Origin of the sequence: Catellatospora coxensis (assembly GCF_016862635.1) — a bacterium.
GTDB classification, from domain to species: Bacteria; Actinomycetota; Actinomycetes; order Mycobacteriales; family Micromonosporaceae; genus Catellatospora; species Catellatospora coxensis.
Genome location: NZ_BONI01000048.1, coordinates 1 through 18,748, shown reverse-complemented (window position 1 = coordinate 18,748; position 18,748 = coordinate 1). Strand labels below are relative to the sequence as shown.

18 protein-coding genes are annotated in these 18,748 nt (G+C 71.6%); 6 read left to right on the top strand and 12 right to left on the bottom strand.

Features of this window, described 5'->3' with window-relative positions:
• Positions 1–107 precede the first annotated feature (107 nt).
• The 4 genes from Cco03nite_RS25760 to Cco03nite_RS25745 all read right to left on the bottom strand — a co-directional run bounded on the left by Cco03nite_RS25760 (position 108) and on the right by Cco03nite_RS25745 (position 5,116).
• Entirely contained in the window at positions 108–1,103 is a 996-nt protein-coding gene (locus tag Cco03nite_RS25760; protein ID WP_203694786.1) for a hypothetical protein, read from the bottom strand.
• A gap of 236 nt (positions 1,104–1,339) precedes the next feature.
• A complete protein-coding gene (locus Cco03nite_RS25755) occupies positions 1,340–2,341 on the bottom strand; it encodes a hypothetical protein (protein ID WP_203694785.1) in 1,002 nt (333 codons plus the stop codon).
• 237 nt (positions 2,342–2,578) lie between these two features.
• The gene (locus tag Cco03nite_RS25750) at positions 2,579–3,556 is read right to left on the bottom strand and encodes a hypothetical protein (RefSeq protein WP_203694784.1); all 978 of its coding nucleotides are present in this window, start codon (positions 3,554–3,556) and stop codon (positions 2,579–2,581) included.
• 153 nt (positions 3,557–3,709) lie between these two features.
• A complete protein-coding gene (locus tag Cco03nite_RS25745) occupies positions 3,710–5,116 on the bottom strand; it encodes an aminopeptidase P family protein (protein WP_203694783.1) in 1,407 nt (468 codons plus the stop codon).
• Positions 5,117–5,272: 156 nt separating this feature from the next.
• Here Cco03nite_RS25745 and Cco03nite_RS25740 point away from each other — a divergent pair, with 156 nt between their 5' ends.
• On the top strand, positions 5,273–5,701 hold the full coding sequence (locus tag Cco03nite_RS25740) for a hypothetical protein (RefSeq protein WP_203694782.1): 429 nt from the start codon (positions 5,273–5,275) through the stop codon (positions 5,699–5,701).
• Between the two features lie 39 nt (positions 5,702–5,740).
• On the top strand, positions 5,741–6,151 hold the full coding sequence (locus Cco03nite_RS25735) for a VOC family protein (RefSeq protein ID WP_203694781.1): 411 nt from the start codon (positions 5,741–5,743) through the stop codon (positions 6,149–6,151).
• 49 nt (positions 6,152–6,200) lie between these two features.
• Here Cco03nite_RS25735 and Cco03nite_RS25730 read toward each other — a convergent pair whose 3' ends face one another.
• The 4 genes from Cco03nite_RS25730 to Cco03nite_RS25715 all read right to left on the bottom strand — a co-directional run bounded on the left by Cco03nite_RS25730 (position 6,201) and on the right by Cco03nite_RS25715 (position 10,171).
• Positions 6,201–7,094: a carbohydrate ABC transporter permease gene (locus tag Cco03nite_RS25730; protein WP_203694780.1), complete on the bottom strand. Its 894-nt coding sequence runs from the start codon at positions 7,092–7,094 to the stop codon at positions 6,201–6,203.
• Positions 7,091–7,987 carry a carbohydrate ABC transporter permease gene (locus Cco03nite_RS25725; RefSeq protein WP_203694779.1) on the bottom strand — a complete coding sequence of 299 codons (897 nt, stop codon included), beginning with the start codon at positions 7,985–7,987 and terminating at the stop codon, positions 7,091–7,093. The genes Cco03nite_RS25730 and Cco03nite_RS25725 overlap by 4 nt, the downstream gene beginning before the upstream one ends.
• Positions 7,988–8,053: 66 nt before the next feature.
• The gene (locus Cco03nite_RS25720; RefSeq protein ID WP_373314323.1) at positions 8,054–9,319 is read right to left on the bottom strand and encodes an ABC transporter substrate-binding protein; all 1,266 of its coding nucleotides are present in this window, start codon (positions 9,317–9,319) and stop codon (positions 8,054–8,056) included.
• Between the two features lie 270 nt (positions 9,320–9,589).
• The gene (locus Cco03nite_RS25715; protein ID WP_203694778.1) at positions 9,590–10,171 is read right to left on the bottom strand and encodes a DUF4126 family protein; all 582 of its coding nucleotides are present in this window, start codon (positions 10,169–10,171) and stop codon (positions 9,590–9,592) included.
• Between the two features lie 185 nt (positions 10,172–10,356).
• Between Cco03nite_RS25715 and Cco03nite_RS25710 the strand changes: the two genes are divergently transcribed.
• A complete protein-coding gene (locus Cco03nite_RS25710; protein WP_203694777.1) occupies positions 10,357–11,037 on the top strand; it encodes a DUF899 family protein in 681 nt (226 codons plus the stop codon).
• Between the two features lie 58 nt (positions 11,038–11,095).
• Here the strand turns inward: Cco03nite_RS25710 and Cco03nite_RS25705 are convergent, their stop codons facing one another.
• On the bottom strand, positions 11,096–12,310 hold the full coding sequence (locus Cco03nite_RS25705) for an ROK family transcriptional regulator (protein WP_203694776.1): 1,215 nt from the start codon (positions 12,308–12,310) through the stop codon (positions 11,096–11,098).
• Positions 12,311–12,374: 64 nt separating this feature from the next.
• On the opposite strand from Cco03nite_RS25705, the gene xylA reads away from it, so the two are divergent.
• Together xylA and Cco03nite_RS25695 are read left to right on the top strand one after the other, a co-directional pair.
• On the top strand, positions 12,375–13,559 hold the full coding sequence (gene xylA, locus Cco03nite_RS25700) for a xylose isomerase (RefSeq protein WP_203694775.1): 1,185 nt from the start codon (positions 12,375–12,377) through the stop codon (positions 13,557–13,559).
• Between the two features lie 199 nt (positions 13,560–13,758).
• On the top strand, positions 13,759–14,997 hold the full coding sequence (locus Cco03nite_RS25695) for an MFS transporter (RefSeq protein ID WP_239167658.1): 1,239 nt from the start codon (positions 13,759–13,761) through the stop codon (positions 14,995–14,997).
• Between the two features lie 94 nt (positions 14,998–15,091).
• Here the strand turns inward: Cco03nite_RS25695 and Cco03nite_RS25690 are convergent, their stop codons facing one another.
• The 3 genes from Cco03nite_RS25690 to Cco03nite_RS25680 all read right to left on the bottom strand — a co-directional run bounded on the left by Cco03nite_RS25690 (position 15,092) and on the right by Cco03nite_RS25680 (position 17,469).
• Complete coding sequence (locus tag Cco03nite_RS25690; RefSeq protein WP_203694774.1) at positions 15,092–15,523, bottom strand: DoxX family protein; 432 nt, start codon at positions 15,521–15,523, stop codon at positions 15,092–15,094.
• Between the two features lie 105 nt (positions 15,524–15,628).
• The gene (locus Cco03nite_RS25685) at positions 15,629–16,876 is read right to left on the bottom strand and encodes an MFS transporter (RefSeq protein WP_203694773.1); all 1,248 of its coding nucleotides are present in this window, start codon (positions 16,874–16,876) and stop codon (positions 15,629–15,631) included.
• Between the two features lie 20 nt (positions 16,877–16,896).
• Positions 16,897–17,469 (bottom strand): helix-turn-helix domain-containing protein, encoded by a 573-nt coding sequence (locus Cco03nite_RS25680; RefSeq protein WP_239167657.1) that lies wholly within the window; start codon positions 17,467–17,469, stop codon positions 16,897–16,899.
• A 265-nt stretch (positions 17,470–17,734) separates the two neighbouring features.
• On the opposite strand from Cco03nite_RS25680, the gene Cco03nite_RS25675 reads away from it, so the two are divergent.
• Positions 17,735–18,748, top strand: a 1,014-nt coding sequence (locus Cco03nite_RS25675; RefSeq protein ID WP_373314322.1) for a M4 family metallopeptidase, incomplete at its 3' end; no start/stop codon positions are given.

Here is an 18,748-nt window from a genome sequence, read left to right as displayed (position 1 = left end):
GAACGGCGAGCCTAGTCGAGCGGGTCCGGCCGCGCCGCGCCGTTTCCGTGCTGCCGCAGGGCCCGGCCAGGCGTGCGGTGTCGCCTGGCCGGGCCCTGCGCGCGGTGTCAGCTGGTCCAGATCACCGCGTGCCAGTCGCCGCCGACCGACACCTGGGCGGTGCCGACCGTCACGCCGAACTTGTTTACCCCGTGCGCCCGCGCGCCCGCGCCGGTGACCAGGCTCGGCAGCCGGTGCGGCACGCCGGTCTCGGACCAGTACACGGCCCGGTCCGGGCTGCCGGTGGTCAGGCTCGTGCCCACGGTGTCACCGTCGTCGTTGATGCCGGACGGGTACGCGGAGGTGGCCCCGGCCGGCACGCCGAGTGCCACCATGGTCCCGTCGGCCTTCCACACGAAGGAGGCTTCGCTCATCCCGTAGTACTGGCCGGCGATGTCGCCCGCGTTGTTCATCCCCTCGGTGTACGAGCCGTTGCCCGGCGGCGTCGGCATCGGCGTCGACACGCCGTTGACCAGCCTGGCGATCCCGTCGCCGAGATCACCGGCGACGACGCCGCCGTTGTTGACGTCCATGGCGTCGAAATCCAGGCCATAGCCGGCGGCGTCGTGGTCGAGCTCGGTCATCACGCCGTTCGCCCAGCGGAAGCTCGTCGAGGTGTCGTCGACGATCGCCCGGCCGACCACCACGCCGCTGTCGTTGACGCTGGTGGCGGAGCTGTAGTTGTTGTCCAGCGCGCCGAGGTCGGTCATGCCCACCCCGGGCCGCCACAGGAACGCGTGCATCGTGACGTTGTCGGCCAGCGTGCCGAAGCCGACGATCCAGCCGTTGTTGTTGATGTCGGCCGGGTAGGTGCGCGTGCCCCCCAGGCTGCCGATGTCGGTCATGACGCCGTTCTTCCAGCGGAACGCGCGCATCGGGGCGGTCTGGCTCGGCGCGCCGCTGTAGCCGACGACCACGCCGTTGTCGTTGACGGCGGTCGCGGTGCTGCAGCAGGCGCCGCCGAGCGTGCCGAGGTCGACGACCCGCGGCGTCGCGGCGGCGGCGGGCGAGGCGGGCAGGGCCACCGCGCCGGCGGCGAGCACGGACAGGGTCGCGATGAGCACGCGAAGTGGAGGTCTACGCACAGGCTGTCGCTTTCTCGAGTCGGACGGAGACTCACGCCCCCCGTGGGGCCTGATCCACGAAGTCTCCTCCGATCCGTCTACCGCGCAATCGGATTGCCGACCGGGCCCACCATCCATTGTCGACAGGCAGCTCGGCCTTTCGGTTGATGACAGGGGCCGGGCGCCCGGACGGCCGCCGTGGCGGCGGGCCCGGACGCCCGGCTGACGCGCGGCGTTCAGCGGGTCCAGAGAACCGCGGTGTACCCGCCGCCCGTGGCGCCGAGGTTGGCCTGGCCGACGGTCTGGCCGAGCCGGTTCACCCCGAACGCCGAGGACTGCCCGCCCGGCACGAGTCCGGGCAGCAGGCGCGGCGTGCCGAGCTCCGACCAGTACACCGCGCGGACGTGCCCGTCCTCGGTGGTGCGGCGGCCGACCGCGTGCCGGCTGAGGTTGATCCCGGCCGCCTCGGCGAACTTCGCCCCGGCGGGCATCGTCAGGTTCAGCACGGTGCCGTCGGCACGCCACACGAACGCGCCCTGGGTCCCATCCCAGTACGTGCCCGCCACGTCGCCGCTGTCGTTGATCGCGCCGGCGTGGCCGACCAGCCCGGACGCGACCGTCTGGCCGTTCTTCCACCAGGCCGGCTGACCGGAGTACTCCCCGTTGAGAGAGCCGCCGATCTTGCCGTTCTTGTTGATCCCGGCCGGGTCGAAACCCTCGCCGGTAGGCGTGACGATCTTCGACATCACGCCGTTCGCCCAGCGGAAGCCGTGCAGCTGGCCGTTGACGACGGACCGGCCGACCACGACACCGCCGTCGTTGACGCCGGTGGCGACGCTGTCGCCGCCCAGCGTGCCGAGGTCGGTCATGCCGAGGCCGGGCCGCCACAGGAACGCGTGGACCGCGCCGCCGGCCAGCTCGCTGTAACCGGCGATCCAGCCGTTGTTGTTGATCGCGAGCGCCACCGCCCGGGACCCGCCCAGCGTGCCGAGGTCGGTGATCACGCCGTTCTGCCAGCGGACCGCCCGCTCGGGCGGGTTCTCCTGGGTGCCGACCTGGCTCTGCCCGACCACGACGCCGTGGTCGTTGATGGCGAACGCCTGGCTGCAGCAGCTGCCGGTCAGGGTGCCCAGCACGACGATGTGCGGGCCGGCCGCGGCCGCCGGGGCGGCCGTCAGGGTCACCGCCGCCAGAACGACCGCGGCGGACACGGACAGCAGCCTTCGGACTGTTCTCATAGGCGCTCGCTTTCTCGGATCGGACGTAAGATCACGCCGTGTGACGGCGTGAACCCCCACAGTCCCCTGCCGGACGCCTTTCGCGCAGTCAGCATGCTGACCACGACGGTCCATTGCCGACATGTGACAGAAATGTTAAGCACCAGGCCGCCCGATGGAGGATTCCTGCGCCGGGCAGACCCGGACGCGCGGACGGCCCGGCGAGCCTTCCCGCTCGGCGGGCCGTCCGCGCTGGTGTCAGCGGGTCCAGAGCACCGCGTGGTATTCGCTGCCGGTGGTGTTCAGGCGGGCCAGGCCGACGGTCTGGCCGAGCCGGTTCATGCCCCACGCCATCGACTGCCCGCCCGGCACGAGCCCCGGCAGCAGGTTCGGCGTGCCGAACTCCGACCAGTACACGGCCCGGAAGTTGCCGCTCGGGGTCATCCGGTAGCCCACCGTGTGCCGGCTCTCGTTGATGCCGGTGGCGCGCGCGACGGCGGTGTTCGGCGGCAGCGTCTGCGCCAGGACCGTGCCGTCGGCCCGCCACAGGAACACCCCGGCCGCGGACAGGCTGTAATGGCCGGTCACGTCGCCGCTGTCGTTGATCGCCATGCCCTCACCGACCAGCCCGGACAGCACGGTGATGCCGTTCTTCCAGGTGGCGGGCTGGCTGACGTGGGTGCCGGCGATCTTGCCGTGCTTGTTGACGGCGTTGGCGTCGAAGCCGGATCCGTCCGGCGTGTTCAGGTCGCTGAACACCCCGTTGACCCAGCGGAAGCCGCGCAGCTCGCCACCGGTGACGTACCGCCCGACGACCATGCCGCTGTCGTTGACGCCGGACGCCAGGCTGGTCACGGTCGACGGAGCCAAGTCGATCATGCCCAGACCGGGCCGCCACAGGAACGCATGCGTGGTGACGCCGTCGGCCAGCGTGCTGTAGCCGACGATCCAGCCGTTGTTGTTGATCGCGGTGGCCGCCGAGGTCGGGCCGCCCAGCGTGCCGAGGTCGGTCATGACCCCGTCCTTCCAGCGGAAGGCGCGGCTCGGCGGGTTCTCGCCGGTGCCGACCTGGCTCTCGCCGACCACCACGCCGTGGTCGTTGATCGCGATCGCCTGGCTGCAGCACGTGCCGGTCAGGGTGCCGAGGTCGACGGCGTGCAGCCCGCCGTCGGCCGAGGCCGGCGCGGCGGGCAGCGCCACCACCAGCGCGGTGGCGGCAGCCACCGATACGGACAACAGACGTCGTACGGTCTTCACAGGCGCTCGCTTTCGTCGGGGACCGGGAGTCACGCCGTGTGACGGCGCGGTCTCCACGGTCCCCCGCGGCAGCCCCGCTACGCAGTCAGCATGCTGACCACGTCAGTCCATTGCCGACCCGTGAACGAAATGTTAAGAAGCCAGCCGGTGCATCCAGGACTCCACGTCGGACGCCGTACGCGGCAGGCCGTCGGACAGCATCCGGTAGCCGGTCTCGGTGATCAGCAGGTCCTCCTCGATCCGGAAGCCCATGCCGCGCAGCTCGGCCGGGATCAGCCCGTCGTCGGGCTGGAAGTAGATGCCCGGCTCCACGGTGAGCACGTGCCCCGGGGTCAGCGTCCCGTCGAGGTAGTGGTCGGCCCGCGCGGCGGCGCAGTCGTGCACGTCCAGGCCGAGCATGTGCCCCGAGCCGCACAGGGTCCAGCGCCGGTACAAGCCGCTGTCCTCGTCCAGGGCCTGCTCCGCGGAGACCGGCAGGATGCCCAGGTCGGCGAGGCCGTACGCGTAGACGCGCATCGCGGCGCGGTGGAAGTCGCGGTACGCCGCACCCGGCACCAGCGCGGCGAGCGCGGCGTCGTTGGCCTTGCGGCACAGCTCGTACAGGTCGCGCTGCAGCGGCGTGAAGTGCCCCGAGATCGGCAGCACCCGGGTGATGTCGGCGGTGTACAGCGAGCGCGTCTCCACGCCCGCGTCGAGCAGCAGCAGGTCGCCGTCGCGGACCGGGCCGTCGTTGTCGATCCAGTGCAGCGTGGCGGCGTGCGCCCCGGCGGCGACGATCGAGTGGTAGCCGACCTCGTTGCCCTCCAGCCGGGCGCGCTGCCAGAACACGCCCTCCAGCAGCCGCTCGGAGGTGGCCTTGGCCTGCGGCAGGGCGCGCACGACGTCCGCGAAGCCGCGGGTGGTGATCGCGACGGCCTCCTCCAGCTGGGCGATCTCCCACGCGTCCTTGACCAGCCGCAGCTCGGCCAGCACGGCTTTCAGCTCGGCGTCGCCGTCGACCGGCGCGACCGCCGCGTCGACCTCGGCGTCCAGGCCGCGCAGCACCAGCGTCGGGGTGTCCGGCTTGAGCGCGGCGGCCAGCTCGTCGCGGTGCCGGGTGGTCACGCCCAGCGCCCGGGTGCTCTCCCCCAGCGTCGGCCGGCGTCCGGCCCACAGCTCCCCGTAGCGGCGGTCCCGGAAGAACTCGCCGTTGTCGCGCGCCGACCGCGGCCGCAGGTACAGCGCGCTCTCCCCGTCCGGCTCCACGACCACGACCCCGTCGCTGGACTGGTCCCCGGTCAGCCACACGTACGCCGAGTGCGCCCGGAACCGGTAGTCCTGGTCGTTGGACCGCGCCTTGAACGAGCCCGCCGGCACCACGATCCGGTGCCCCGGGAACGCCTGGTGCAGCCGCGCCCGCCGAGCCGGCGTCCACGCCGCGACCTCGGCCCGCGGCAGGTCGTGCTGCTCCGAGTCGAGCCAGCCCGTGCGCATGAACTCGTCGAGTGCCGCCGACACGGGCAGGTCGTGGCTACCGGTGTGGAATCGCTGCTCCGCCATGCCGCAGACAGTACCGCACCGCCCTCCACCCCTTACACCCACCGAAGGAAGGGCACCTTCACATCGGAATACGTGGCGCAAGGGCACCTTCTTAACGCGACGCCCGGCGCCGGCTGCGGGACAGCAGACAGGCGGGGTGGTCGGTAGACTGCGGCCATGTCGAGCGAACTCGATGCCGCCGCCGCCAGCGGCACGGCTAGCCTGTCCGGCCGCGTCGCGGCCCGGGTCCAGTTCGTGCTCGCCGCCGCGTACTTCCTGGCCGTCGCCGTGGCGCTCGGCCGGGCGGCGCAGCTGGCAGGGCGGCTCTACCTGCCGCACCAGGGCGACGAGGCCACCGGCAACGCCGACATCTGGCCCGGCGCGCTGGGCGCGGCATGGCTCGCGATCACCTTCGTGCTGAGCATCGCGCCGATCCTCGCCGGGCTCACCGCGCTGTACGCGGCCGTCCAGCTCGCCTCCGCCCGGCTGCGCGCCGACCGCCGCATCTGGCGGGCGCTGGCGGCGAGCACCCTGCTGTCCGTGCTCGTCGTCGCGGCGTCGCTGACCCCGCAGGCGCAGACCCTGCTCGTCTGGCTGCTCGACTAGGCCTGCCCGGCTCATCCTGCCCTGTGACAAGATCACGGGATGCTACGACTAACCGACTTCATCATCGACTGCCCGGACACGATGAAGCTGGCCGCCTTCTACGCCGAGGTGACGGGGCTCCCGGTCAAGGAGGGCAGTGACGAGCACTGGGCCGGCATCCGGTTCGGCGAGCTCGAACTGGCCTTCACCCGGGTGGCGGACTACCGCGCCCCGCAGTGGCCCGACAGCGAGCACCCCAAGCAGTTCCACCTCGACTTCGAGGTCGACGACATCGAGGCCGAGCAGCGCCGCGTCCTGGCCCTCGGCGCGACCCTGCAGCGGGACCACGCCGGCCCCGACGGCTACGGCTTCCGCGTCTACACCGACCCCGTCGGCCACCCGTTCTGCCTCTGCCGCAACAGGGGTGTCAGCTGGACCGAGCAGGGCCCCGTCTGGCCCCGGCGCGGCTAGTGTCCCGCGCCGGATGCGGGACGCCGCTCGGGCGTCCCGCATCCGGGGTTCAGCTCTTGACCGAGCCCGCCATCATGCCGCCGATGAACCAGCGGCCGAGCAGGACGTACACCAGCAGCGTCGGCAGCGAGGTGATCAGCGCACCGGCCATCGCCGCCGCGTAGTCGGGCGACTGGGCCCCGGCCAGCGCGTTGAGCGCGATGGTGATCGGCCCGTTGCGGGTGTTCGACAGGAAGATCGCGAACAGGTAGTCGTTCCAGGACGAGGTGAACTGCCAGATGACGGTCACCACGAAGCCCGGCAGCGACACCGGCAGGATCAGCGACCGGAACGTGCGCAGCAGCCCGGCCCCGTCCATCTGCCCGGCCTCGATCAGCTCCTCCGGGATGATCGTCGCGTAGTAGTTGCGGAAGATCAGCGTGCAGATCGGGATGCCGTACACCGTGTGCACGAAGATCAGCGTCGGGATGCCCGGCGCGATGCCCAGCCACAGCACGACCTCGCGCAGCGGGATCATGACCGCCTGGTACGGGATGAACATGCCGAACAGGATCAGCGTGAACACCACGTCCGCCCCGGGGAAGCGCCAGCGCGACAGCACGAAGCCGTTCGCCGCGCCGATCAGCGACGAGATCAGCGCGACCGGGACCGCCAGCTGGAACGTGCGCCCGAACGAGGGGCCCAGCGAGGTCCACGCCTTCTCCCAGGACGTGAAGGTCCACGTCTCGGGCAGGTTCCACTGCCCGTTGACGCCGATCTCGCGGCCGGACTTGAAGCTCGTCACGAGCAGCACGTACAGCGGCATGAGCACGATCAGCACGAACAGGATCAGCAGCCCGTACCGCAGGGCGCGGGCCACCGGCTTCGGCAGGCCCCGGTGCGGCGCGGGCGCCGGACGCGGCGGCGCGGCGGCGGGCGGGGCGGCGACGGTCTCGGTGCTCATGAGCGCTTCTCCGAGCGGTTGACGTGGATCAGGTACGGCACGACCACCACGGCGACGATCAGCAGCAGGAACACCGAGATCGCGGCGGCCTTGGCGTAGTCGCGGGTCAGCAGGGTCTGCCAGACGTACACGGCCGGCACCTCGGTCAGCCACTGCGCCCCGGACACCGACATGATCAGGTCGAACATCTTCATCGACATGTGCCCGGTGATGATCAGCGCCGACAGGATGGTCGGCGTCAGCTGCGGAAACAGCACCTGCCGGTACAGCTGGAAGGTGGTGGCCCCGTCCACGACGGCGGCCTCGCGCAGCTCCTCGGGGATGCCGCGGAACCCGGCCAGGAACAGCGCCATCACGTATCCGGACAGCTGCCAGATCGCCGGGATCGCCATCGCGGCCATGCCCCAGTCGGGGTCGGTCCACCACGGGCTCTCCAGGAAGCCCAGCCCGAGCCCGTGGAAGATCGCGTTGATGCCGCCCGCGTCGTCACCCTGCCCGGTGTTCATCAGCCAGCGCCAGACCACGCCGGAGGCGACGAACGACACCGCCATCGGGAACAGGTAGACGGTGCGCCAGAAGCCCTCGGCCTTGGCGCGGCGCTCCAGCAGCAGCGCCCAGACCAGGCCGAGCACGATCGTGCCGACCATGAACACCAGCGTGAAGACGACCAGGTTCTGCAGCGAGTGGGCGAAGCGGTCGTTGATGTCGCTGGTGAACAGCTTGGTGTAGTTGTCGAGCCCGACGTAGCCCTTGGCGGGGCGGGCGTTGTGGCGGTCCTGCAGGGACAGGTTGACCGTCCAGCCGATCAGGCCGTACACGAACACGGCCAGCAGGATCAGCGACGGTGAGATGAGCAGCAGCCCGGGTATCCAGGTCCGCCTCCGGTGGCGCAACGCGACCTCCTCGGTAAGGAAGGGCGCCCTCCTTATGGAAGGCGCCCTTCTCGGCCTTGCGGCGGACTACTTCTTCGAGCCGAACTCCGCCGCGGCGGCCGCGAGCGCCGTCTGCAGCGCGGCGACGTCACCGTCGGCGGAAAACTTGCCCTGCGCCGAGCCGACCGCGCCCTGCCAGCCCTGCGCGCACGCCGACCCGTGCGGGCAGCTGGGCACCTGGGTCGCGGTCTTCCAGTCGCCCATGGCGGCCTGCTGGTACGCCGGGAAGCCGTCCGTGCCGACGTCGGTGCGGGCCGGGATCGAGCCCTTCTTCTGGTTGAACGCGGCCTGGCCGGTGGCGCTGCCGACCGTCTTCAGCCAGCACTTGGTGCCCTCGGCGTTCTTGACGTTCTTGGGCAGCACGAACGAGTCGGCCAGCCACTGGAACACGTTGCCGTTGCCCGGGAACACCGACCAGCCGTAGTCCTTGAAGCCCTTGGCGTCGAGGTCGGCCGCCTCCCAGTCACCCATCAGCTGGTACGCCGCCTTGCCGTCCATGAGCAGCTTCTCGGCGTCGGTCCAGTCGAAGGTGTCGCGGTCCTTGTTCGTGTACGTCAGCAGCTTCTTGTAGTCGTTGATCGCCGCGGTGATGTCGGCGCCCTTCCAGTCGGTGCCGCCGTTCCACAGCCCGTTGAACTTCTCCGGGCCGAGCTTGGAGATCAGCAGGGCCTCGAACAGCATCTGCTGCGTCCAGTCCTTGCCCAGCGCCAGCGGCGTGGCCACCCCGGAGGCCTTGAGCTTGTCCAGGTCGGCGAAGAAGCCGTCGAGGGTGTCGGCGTCCTTGGTGATGCCGGCCTTGGCCAGCACCGTCTTGTTGCTCCACAGCACGTTGGCGCGGTGGATGTTGGCCGGCACCGAGTAGATCTTGCCGTCGACCGTCAGGTTCTCGATCAGGCCCTTCGGGAAGGCGTTGCCCAGACCCCATTCGGTGTACTGCGCCGACAGGTCCTCGAGCTGGTCGTCGTTGATGTAGTCGGACAGCTCCGCGCCCGCGTGGGCCTGGAACGTGTCCGGCGGCTCGTTCTGCTGCAGCCGCGAGGCCAGCACCTGCTTGGCGTTGCTGCCCGCGCCGCCGGCGACCGCGCCGTTGACGAACTCGTAGTCCGCGCAGTCGGTCTTGAAGACACCCACCAGGCCGTCGAGACCGGCCTTCTCACCGCCGTCGGCCCACCAGGTGAAGACCTCGACCTTCTTGCTGCCGGCGCCGGGCTCTTCAGTGCTGCTGCAGGCCACGGTCGCGAACATCGTTCCGAAAGCGACGGCCAGGGCTGCCACTCGCCTGGAAAGACGCATGCTTCCTCCATCTGAGTCTTGACATCGTTGTCTCACGCGCCAGCCCAGACTTCCCCCCTCGTCACAGGCCTGTCAACGCCGGTTACCGTTTTGTTGCCGGACACAACAGAATCGAGATCGCGAACTCGCCCATGGTCACCAAGTGGACACCGACGGCGTACCACGGGAGCTCCGGCGGGTGTGCACAATGGTCGGCCGGCGGCCCGTGACGCGGGGACGGCCGCGTTGTCGGCACCGCGCTCCGGTGCCACGGCAAGGCGTCAGGCCGGGTCAAGCCCAGGACGCGTCCGCGTACTCGGGGTCGCGTAGGCGGGCCGGGAGCGATTCGGTCTGCCGCGTGTCGCTGTCGTCGGTGACCGCGACGGCGAACGCGGCCAGACCCACGGCGGTGACGTCCTCGGCGACGGCCCAGTACCGGTCGGGGAGGTTGGTCCGCTGGTCGAGCGCCGCGCGCAGGTGGTAGCCGCCGAACGCGCCCAGGCCCGCGCCCGCCGCGCCGAGCGCCGCACCGGCCACCGCGCGGCCGAATCCGCGATCGTCGGACCAGCCCAGCAGCCCGCCGGCCAGGGTGCCGAGGGCCAGCCTGGCCGCCAGCGAGCCCCGGTTGAGGCGGCTGGGCGTGCTGGGCAGCTTGTCGGCGACGAGTTCGGTGGCGGCCGTGGCGACCAGGCTCTTGCGGACCAGCGGGCTGGACAGCACCTGGCCTTGCACCATCGAGGCGAAACCGTGGCCCTTCCTGCCCTTCTTGCCGCCCCGGCTCATCGCCACCGCGAGTGCGGCCAGCCCGAGCTGCGAGCGCATCCCGGTGGCCATGCCCAGCGCCAGCGGTCGCAGAACCGTGATCGCACCCATGGTTACAGGCTATGCCCGCCGCGGCCGCGCCGAGGCCTGGTCGGCGACCCCGGAGCCGGATCGGGCGTTCGGCGGTTTCGGCCGCGCACCAGCGATAGGTTGGGCGGCGGACATCCCGCCGAACCGCAGCCGGTCCGCCGTCGCCGGTCATCGGGGCCGCGGCCGCCAGCCCGTGGAGGATGATCATGCGCCAGACGAATCTCGCCGCGGAGTCGGCCGACTACGTGCAGGCCCGGGAGCGGCTGCGGCTGGCCGAGATCGAGCTGATGCGACACCGGGAGCAGGTGGCCGAGCTGCGCCGACGGCTGCCACCGGGCCCGGTCGTGGACGACTACGAATTCCTGACCGGCCCAGTGGACCTGGCCGCCGGTGACGAGCCGGTGACGACCGTCCGGCTGAGCGAGCTGTTCACCGCGCCAGACCGGGACCTGGTCGTCTACCAGATGATGTACGGCAAGCGGCAGACGCAGCCGTGCCCCATGTGCACGATGTGGCTCGACGGGCTCAACGGCGTCGCCCGGCACGTGGCGCAGACCGTGGACTTCGCGGTCGTCGCGGCGGCGGATCCACCCGCGCTGCGGGCGCATGCCCGGTCGCGGGGATGGACCGGTCTGCGCCTGCTCAGCGCCGGGGCGAGCAGCTTCAAGTACGACCTGGGCAGCGAGGACGCCGACGGGGAGCAGGACTCGACCGTGTCGGTGTTCACCCGCGACGGCGACGGTTCGGTGCGGCACGTCTACTCGGCCCATCCGCGGATGTCCGACGACCTCGACGAGCGGGGCATCGATCTGCTGTGCCCGGTGTGGCACGTCCTCGATCTCACCCCCGGCGGCCGGGGCGAGTGGTCCGCGGGACTCGGCTACTGAACCGTTCCGGCGCGCGTGCCGCCGCCACCACGGACGGGCAGGCAGCCGTGACCGGGGCCTAGGCGGCGGGCGCCGCGCGGGTCGCCAGGAAGCGGGCCGGGTCGTCGAGGATGGCCTGGGTGACCGCGCGCGCCGCGCCGACCAGGGCGGCATCCGAGCCCAGGGCCGACGCGCGCACCTTCGCCGGGGACCAGCGCGCGGTGATCACGCGCCGGGACAGTTCGCGCTCGATGGCCGGGCGCAGCCAGTCGATCAGCTCGGCGTAGTGCCCGCCGAGCACGACGGTGCCGATGTCGAGCAGGTTCACCGCCCCGGACAGCGCCACGCCGAGCGCCGTACCGGCGTGGTCGAGGGCGTCCAGCACCGGCCCCCGGCCCGCGCGGGCACCGCCGACCAGGTCGGCGAGCACGGCCGCGCCGGCGGGCAGCCCGGCGGCGGCCCGGATGGCCTCCTCGCCCGCGTACTGCTCCAGGCAGCCCCGGGAGCCGCAGTGGCAGTCGGGGCCCTGCGGGTCGATGGTGACGTGGCCGATCTCCCCCGCCCAGCCGTGCGAGCCGCCGAAGAGCTCGCCGTCGAGCACGATGCCGCCGCCGATGCCGATCTCGCCGGAGACGTAGAGGAAGCTGCGCAGCCCGGTGGCGTGCCGCTCGCCCAGCGCGGCGAGGGTGGCCTCGTTGGCGACGTCGAGCGGCAGGTCGCGCAGTCCGCCCAGGTCGGCGGGCCGGGGCAGGGCGACCTGCTGCCAGCCGAGGTTCGGGGCGATCCGGATGGTGTCGCCCTCGACCAGGCCCGGGACCGCGATCACGCCGCCCGCGGGGGTCAGGCCCAGGGCGGTGACCGCGCCCACCGCCTGGTCGGCCAGCTCGGCGAGCGCCTGCCAGGTCTGCGCCGGGCGGTGCTCGCGCTGGTCGAGCCGCCGCACCTGCCGATGGCGTACGGCTCCCGTCAGGTCCACCGCGCACACGGCCAGGTAGTCGACGTTGACCTCCATGCCGAGCCCGGCCGGGCCGGTGCCCGCGGGCACGATGCCGGTGCCGGGGCGGCCGACGCCGGAGCGCGACACGGGCTCCAGTTCGGCGACCAGCCCGCCGGCGATCAGCTCGTCGACGATGGTGGAGACGGTGGCTCTGGTCAGCCCGCTGGCCGCCGCGATCTCGGCCCGGGACGGCGGCCGGTTCGCGGCGGTGACATGGCGCAGGACCAGCGCGAGGTTGTGGTCGCGCAGGCTGCGCTGGCGCACCGGATCGTCTCGGCGCGGCGGGCGGGGCGGCATGGTCTTGACAATGCCACACCCTATAAGTTCAATGGCTGAACAAACAAGATTTCAGGGAGATGACATGACGCAGCCGACTCCGGCCGACAAGTTCACGTTCGGCCTGTGGACCGTGGGATGGCAGGGGCGCGACCCGTTCGGCGACGCCACCCGCGAGGCGATCGACCCGGTCGAGTCCGTGCACCGCCTCGCCGAGCTGGGCGCGTACGGCGTGACGTTCCACGACGACGACCTGATCCCGTTCGGCTCCGACGACAGCGAGCGCGAGCGCATCATCAAGCGCTTCCAGGCCGCGCTCGCCGAGACCGGCCTGGTCGTGCCGATGGCCACCACCAACCTGTTCACCCACCCGGTCTTCAAGGACGGCGGCTTCACCAGCAACGACCGCGCCGTGCGCCGGTACGCGCTGCGCAAGGTCATGCGCAACATGGACCTGGCCGCCGAACTGGGCGCGCAGACCTACGTGCTGTGGGGCGGCCGCGAGGGCACCGAGTACGACGGCTCCAAGGACGTGCGCACCGCGCTGGAGCGCTACCGCGAGGGCCTGGACATGCTCGCGCAGTACAGCATCGACCGGGGCTACGGGCTGAAGTTCGCGCTGGAGCCCAAGCCGAACGAGCCCCGCGGCGACATCCTGCTGCCGACGATCGGCCACGCGATCGCGTTCATCGACAGCCTGGAGCACCGCGACATGGTCGGCCTCAACCCCGAGGTCGGGCACGAGCAGATGGCGGGCCTGAACTTCCTGCACGGCATCGCGCAGGCGCTGTGGCACGGCAAGCTGTTCCACATCGACCTCAACGGCCAGCGCGGCATCAAGTACGACCAGGACCTGGTGTTCGGCCACGGCGACATCGTCAACGCGTTCTTCCTGGTCGACCTGCTGGAGTTCGGGGCGGCCGACGGCGGCCGGGCGTACACCGGCCCGCGCCACTTCGACTACAAGCCCTCCCGCACCGAGGACCTCGACGGGGTGTGGGCGTCGGCGGCCGCGAACATGCGCACGTACCTGCTGCTCAAGGAGCGCGCCGCGGCGTTCCGGGCCGACCCGCGGGTCGCCGAGGCCCGTGCCGCCGCCCGCTACGACGAGCTGGGCGTGCCGACCCTGGGCGCAGGCGAGACCTACAGCGACCTGCTCGCCGACCGGTCGTCGTTCGAGGACTTCGACGTCGACGCCCAGGCCGCCAAGGGCGGCGCGTTCGTCCAGCTCAACCAGCTCGCCCTGGAGCACCTGCTCGGCGCGCGCTGACGCGCCACGGGCCGCCGCCGCCACCGTCTGCGGCGGCGGCCCGTCCGTGATCGCCGTTTCCGGTCAGAACCTCGGGTGCCACCGCGGGTTCCGGCCGGGAACGGCGATCTTCGTTCGACCGCAGGCGCACTCCCCCGCGTGACGAGGAGCACGGAAAACCGGTGCGTGCGGGCCGGGCATCCGGGTTAGCCTGCCCAGCGTGCTCTCCCGGATGATCAACCTGCTGCCCGCCCACCCGGCCACCCGTGCCCTGGTCTTCAGCACCCTCGCCGGTTCGACGTCACGCGGTCTGTTCATCACGATCAGCGTCATCTTCTTCACCCGCTCGGTGGGACTGTCCGCCGGGCAGGTGGGCCTCGGGCTGACCGTCGCCGCCGTGGTCGGCCTGCTCGCCGGGGTGCCCGCCGGGCATCTGGCCGACCGGGTCGGCCCGCGCCGGGTGATGGTCGGCTTCGGGCTGGCGCGGGCGGCGCTCATGTTGGGCTACCTGGCCGTGCAGGGTTTCACCGGCTTCGTCGTCGTCGCCGCCGGGGTGCAGCTGCTGGAGGCGGGTTTCGGCGCGGCCAACGGGGCGCTCATCGCCGGGTCGATCCCGGCCGAGGACCGGGTGCGCACCCGCGCCATGCTGCGGGCGGTCACGAACGTGGGCTGGGGCGTCGGCGCGCTGTTCGCCGGAGTGGCGCTGAAGTACGACACCAGGCCCGCGTACGTCGCCGTGCTCGTGCTCTGCGCCTGCCTGGCGACGCTGGCGTCCTCGCTGGTCATGCGGGTGCCCAAGGTCGAGCCGCAGCCCCGGCGCGCGTCCGGTCCGGCGCTGATCGTGCTGCGGGACCGGCCGTACCTCGCGCTCGCGGCGCTCAACGGCGTGCTGTGCATCCACTACGGCATGCTCAACGTGGCCGTGCCGCTCTGGGTCGTCGAGCGCACCAATGCGCCGGCCTGGGTCGTCGCCATGCTGGGCCTGCTGAACGCCACCGTCGTGGTGCTGTTCCAGATCCGCGCCAGCCGGGGCACCGCCACCGCCGAAGGGGCCGCCGTCGCGCAGCGGACGTCCGGGGTGCTGCTGCTCGGCGCGTGCCTGCTCTACAGTCTCGCGGCCGGGCAGACCGCCTGGGTCGCCACCGCCGCCCTGGTCGCGGCGGCGCTCGTGCACGTGCTCGGCGAGCTGCGCCAGGCCGCGGGCTCGTGGGGCATCTCGTTCAGCCTCGCGCCGGACCACGCCCAGGGCCAGTACCAGGGCCTGTACGGCACCGGGTTCGCGCTGGCGGGCGTGGTCGCGCCCGCCCTGCTGGCCACTGTCGTCGTCGGCTGGGGCTGGCCCGGCTGGCTGCTGTTCGGCCTGGTCTTCGCGGCCAGCGGAGCAGCGGTGCCGGCCACCGTGCGCTGGGCGCGGCGGGCTCGGACGCAAGCCGCGGCACCGGAGCCCGCCCTCGCCTGACCGGCCAGGAACTGGCTGGTCAGGGCGGGATGAGGTTAAGAAGGGCACCTTCACAACGCGGAGCGTTGTGAAGGTGCCCTTCTTTTCGCTTGGGTCAGGCGGTGGCGAGGGGGGCGGGTTGGGCGGGGTCGCGGCGGCGCAGGAGGGCGTCGAGGGAGAAGGCGCCGGGGCCGAGGACCGCGATGATGAAAAAGGACCAGCAGAACAGGGCGGCCGCTTCGCCGCCGTTGTTCAGTGGGAGCAGGCTCTGGGTCTGGTGTACGACGAAGTAGGCGTACGCCATGGAGCCGGAGCAGAGCAGGGCCGCGGGGCGGGTCGCCAGGCCGGTGATCACGAGGATGCCGCCGGCGAGCTGGATGAGGGCCGCCCACCAGCCGGGCCAGGCGGCGAACTCGACGGCGTGGCCGGAGCCGCGGTTGCCGCCGAACACGCCGAACAGGGATGCCGCGCCGTGGAACGCGAACAGCAGGCCGAGCACGACCCGGAACAGGGCCAGGGTCACGGCGGCGAATCGGGCAGAGGACATGAAGGTCTCCTCAGGGTGAAGCCTGATGTCGTTGCCCGGACGCGTCCAAGATTAGATCGATCGATTCCCACATGACAATATCCATCCCAGTGGGCGAGCACCGGCTCAGAGGCGTCTCATCCGCGGGATGGGTGAGGCCAGCAGCCAGAGCACGCCCAGGAGCGCGCCGACGGTGGCGATCCACAGCGTCTCGCGTACGCCCAGGGCGGTGCCCAGCGCGCCGCCGATGACCGCGCCGATCGGGCGGATGCCGTAGTTGATGGTGCGGTGCGCGCCCGTCACCCTGGCCCGCAGCTCGTCGGGGATGACGCTGGCCTGCAGCGAGCCGCCCGCGGTGTCCAGCAGCATCACGCCGAGGCCGGAGAGGAACTCGGCGCAGAACACCATCGTCAGCACCAGCCAGTGCGGTCCCTGGGCCAGCGGGATCAGGATCAGCGGGGCTGGGAACAGCAGGTAGCCGAAGACGTACAGCGGTCCGACGCCGAAGCGCTCGGCCACCGGCCGCGCGACGGCCGCGCCGATCAGCGCGCCGACGGCCGCCAGGCCCAGCCCGAGGCCCAGCACGTCGGGGGTGATGTGCAGTTCGGTGGTGACGTACAGGATGACCAGCGCGAGGTACATGAAGTTGAACAGGTTGAGGGTGCTGCTGGCGCTCACGGCCGCCCGCATGACCGGGTGGCGGGCGATGAAGGACAGGCCTTCGCGCAGCCCGAGGCCGCGCCGGGGGCTCGGCGTCGGCTCGGTGACCTCCACCCGGGCGATCATCACCGCGGAGAACAGGAACGACACTGCGTCGAGCAGCAGCGCGAACGGCGCGCCGACCAGGCGCACCAGCAGGCCGCCGAGGCTCGCCCCGGCCACCGACGAGAACGCCCGCGAGCCGTTGAGCAGCGCGTTGGCGGGCAGGAAGTCCTCGCGCGGCACCAGCGAGACGAACAGAGTGGTGCGGCACACCTCGAACAGCACGCTGAACGTGCCGACGGTGAACGCGACCAGGTAGAGCTGGGTCATGGTGAGCGCGTCGAGCAGGTACAGCACCGGCACGGCGAGCAGCGCGACCGCGCGGGCGACGTCGGCGGCGACCATGATGGTCCGCTTGTACGGCCGGCGGTCGGCCCAGCCGCCGAACAGCAGCGAGAACAGCAGGTTCGGGGCGAGCGCGGCAGCGGTCAGGTAACCCATCTCGGCAGGGCCGGCCTGCGCGACGAGCACCGCGAACAGCGGCAGCGCCAGTTCGGTGATCTGGTCGCCGAGCAGGGAGACGCTCTGGCCGGTCCAGTAGCGCCGGAACGGGGTCTGCCGCAGCAGCGGGGGCAGCCAGCGGCGGGTGGCGGGGGTGGCGGTGGCGGTCATGGGGGTGTGCGCCTCCGGGGTCAGGGCTGCTGGTCGATGGTGGTCACGTAGTAGCTGACGTGGACCGTCCGCGCGCCCGGCGGCCGCAGGGACGGGTCGGTCCGGCGGGGCCGGTACGCCTCGAAGAGGGCGTCGATGCGCTGGGACAGCTCAGCGAGTTCCTCGGCGGTGAGGTAGGCCAGGTCGTCGCCGGGGCCCGTGACGGCGCGCCACTCCGGCGGGTCGTCGGCGCGGCCCGCCAGCCAGGTCATGGCCCGTTCGTAGAAGCGGCGGATGATCACCGCGTCGAGCTGGTCGACGGCGGCGCGGGTCTCGGCGTCGTCGGACTCGCGGCCCCACCGGGTCATCAGGGCGGTGGCCCGCCACGGCCTCTCCCGGGCGTCGGCCCCCTCGGCCCGCTCGACCAGGCCGTACTTGGCGAGCTGGCGCAGGTGGAAGGAGCAGTTGGGCACGTTCTCGCCCAGCCGGTTCGCGGCCTGGGTGGCGGTCATCGGACCCTCCCGCCGCAGCAGGCCGACCAGGGAGATGCGCAGCGGGTGGGCGTACGCGCGCATGGCGACGGGGTCGGTGAGGTCCACCACGGGTTCGGTCACATGCTAAAGATAGCTTTAGAAAGCTTTCTCTACAATCTTGCGACGTCACTCCCCCGCTGTCACCTACCGGACACGCGATCCACCCGTCGCCCCGAGTCGATCACGCGATTCCGAGACAGCGCCCCTTACCGGCCGCCCAGACCGGCGTTCACGAAACATCTTTCATCGACAGATAAGGATGTGAAGGACTTCCAAAGTTCTCCCGACTTCTATATATATGGCTTTCAGTGACTACCGTCACACTCCACTGAGTCGGGGAGGACTCGTGAAAAGAACCCTCGCGACCGGCAGTGTCGCCCTACTCGTGGGCGCCATGCTGTCGGTGTCGGCAACCTCCGGCAGTGCCGCGCCCAGCGGCCCCTCGTCGCCCGTCGGCCTCGCGGCCGCCGAACGCGCGCTCGCCGAGCACCCGGCGGACGTACGCGCCGCCGGCGGCGACGCGTACCGCATCGACCGCACCGTCAGCGACGGCAGCGGCACCCACGTGCGCTACGCCCGCACGTTCCACGGCCTGCGGGTGTACGGCGGCGACTTCGTCGTGCACACCGCCCCCAACGGCGTCTACAAGGGATCGTCGGTCGGTCTGGAGGCCCCGCTGACCCTGTCCACCACCCCGAAGGTCACCGCCGCCAAGGCCGCGCAGGCCGCCCGCGGCCGGTTCTCCGGCACCGTCGCCACCGTCGGCTCCCCCGAGCTGTTCGTCGACGCCAGCAGCGGCAAGGGCCGGCTGGCCTGGGAGACCGTCGTCACCGGCATGCGCCCCGACCAGCAGACCCCGTCGGAGCTGCACGTCATCACCGACGCGCTGACCGGCGCACACCTCGGCTCGTTCGACGAGGTGAAGATGGTCAACGGCACCGGCGCCAGCATCTACTCCGGCACCGTCACCGTCGACACGACCCTGTCGGGCTCGACGTACTCGATGATCGACCCGTCGCACGGCAACGGCCGCACCTGCGACATGAACAACGGCACGTCGACCTGCACCACGTTCACCGACGCGGACAACGCGTGGGGCAACGGCACGAACGCCAACCGGCAGTCGGCCGGTGTCGACGCGCACTTCGGCGCCGCGGCGACGTTCGACTACTTCAAGAACGTGCACGGCCGCAACGGCATCTTCGGCAACGGCACCGGCGTGCCGTCGCGGGTGCACTACGGCAACGCGTACGTCAACGCGTTCTGGGACGGCGCGCAGATGACCTACGGCGACGGTTCGGGCAACAGCCGCCCGCTGGTCTCCCTCGACGTGGCCGGCCACGAGATGAGCCACGGCGTC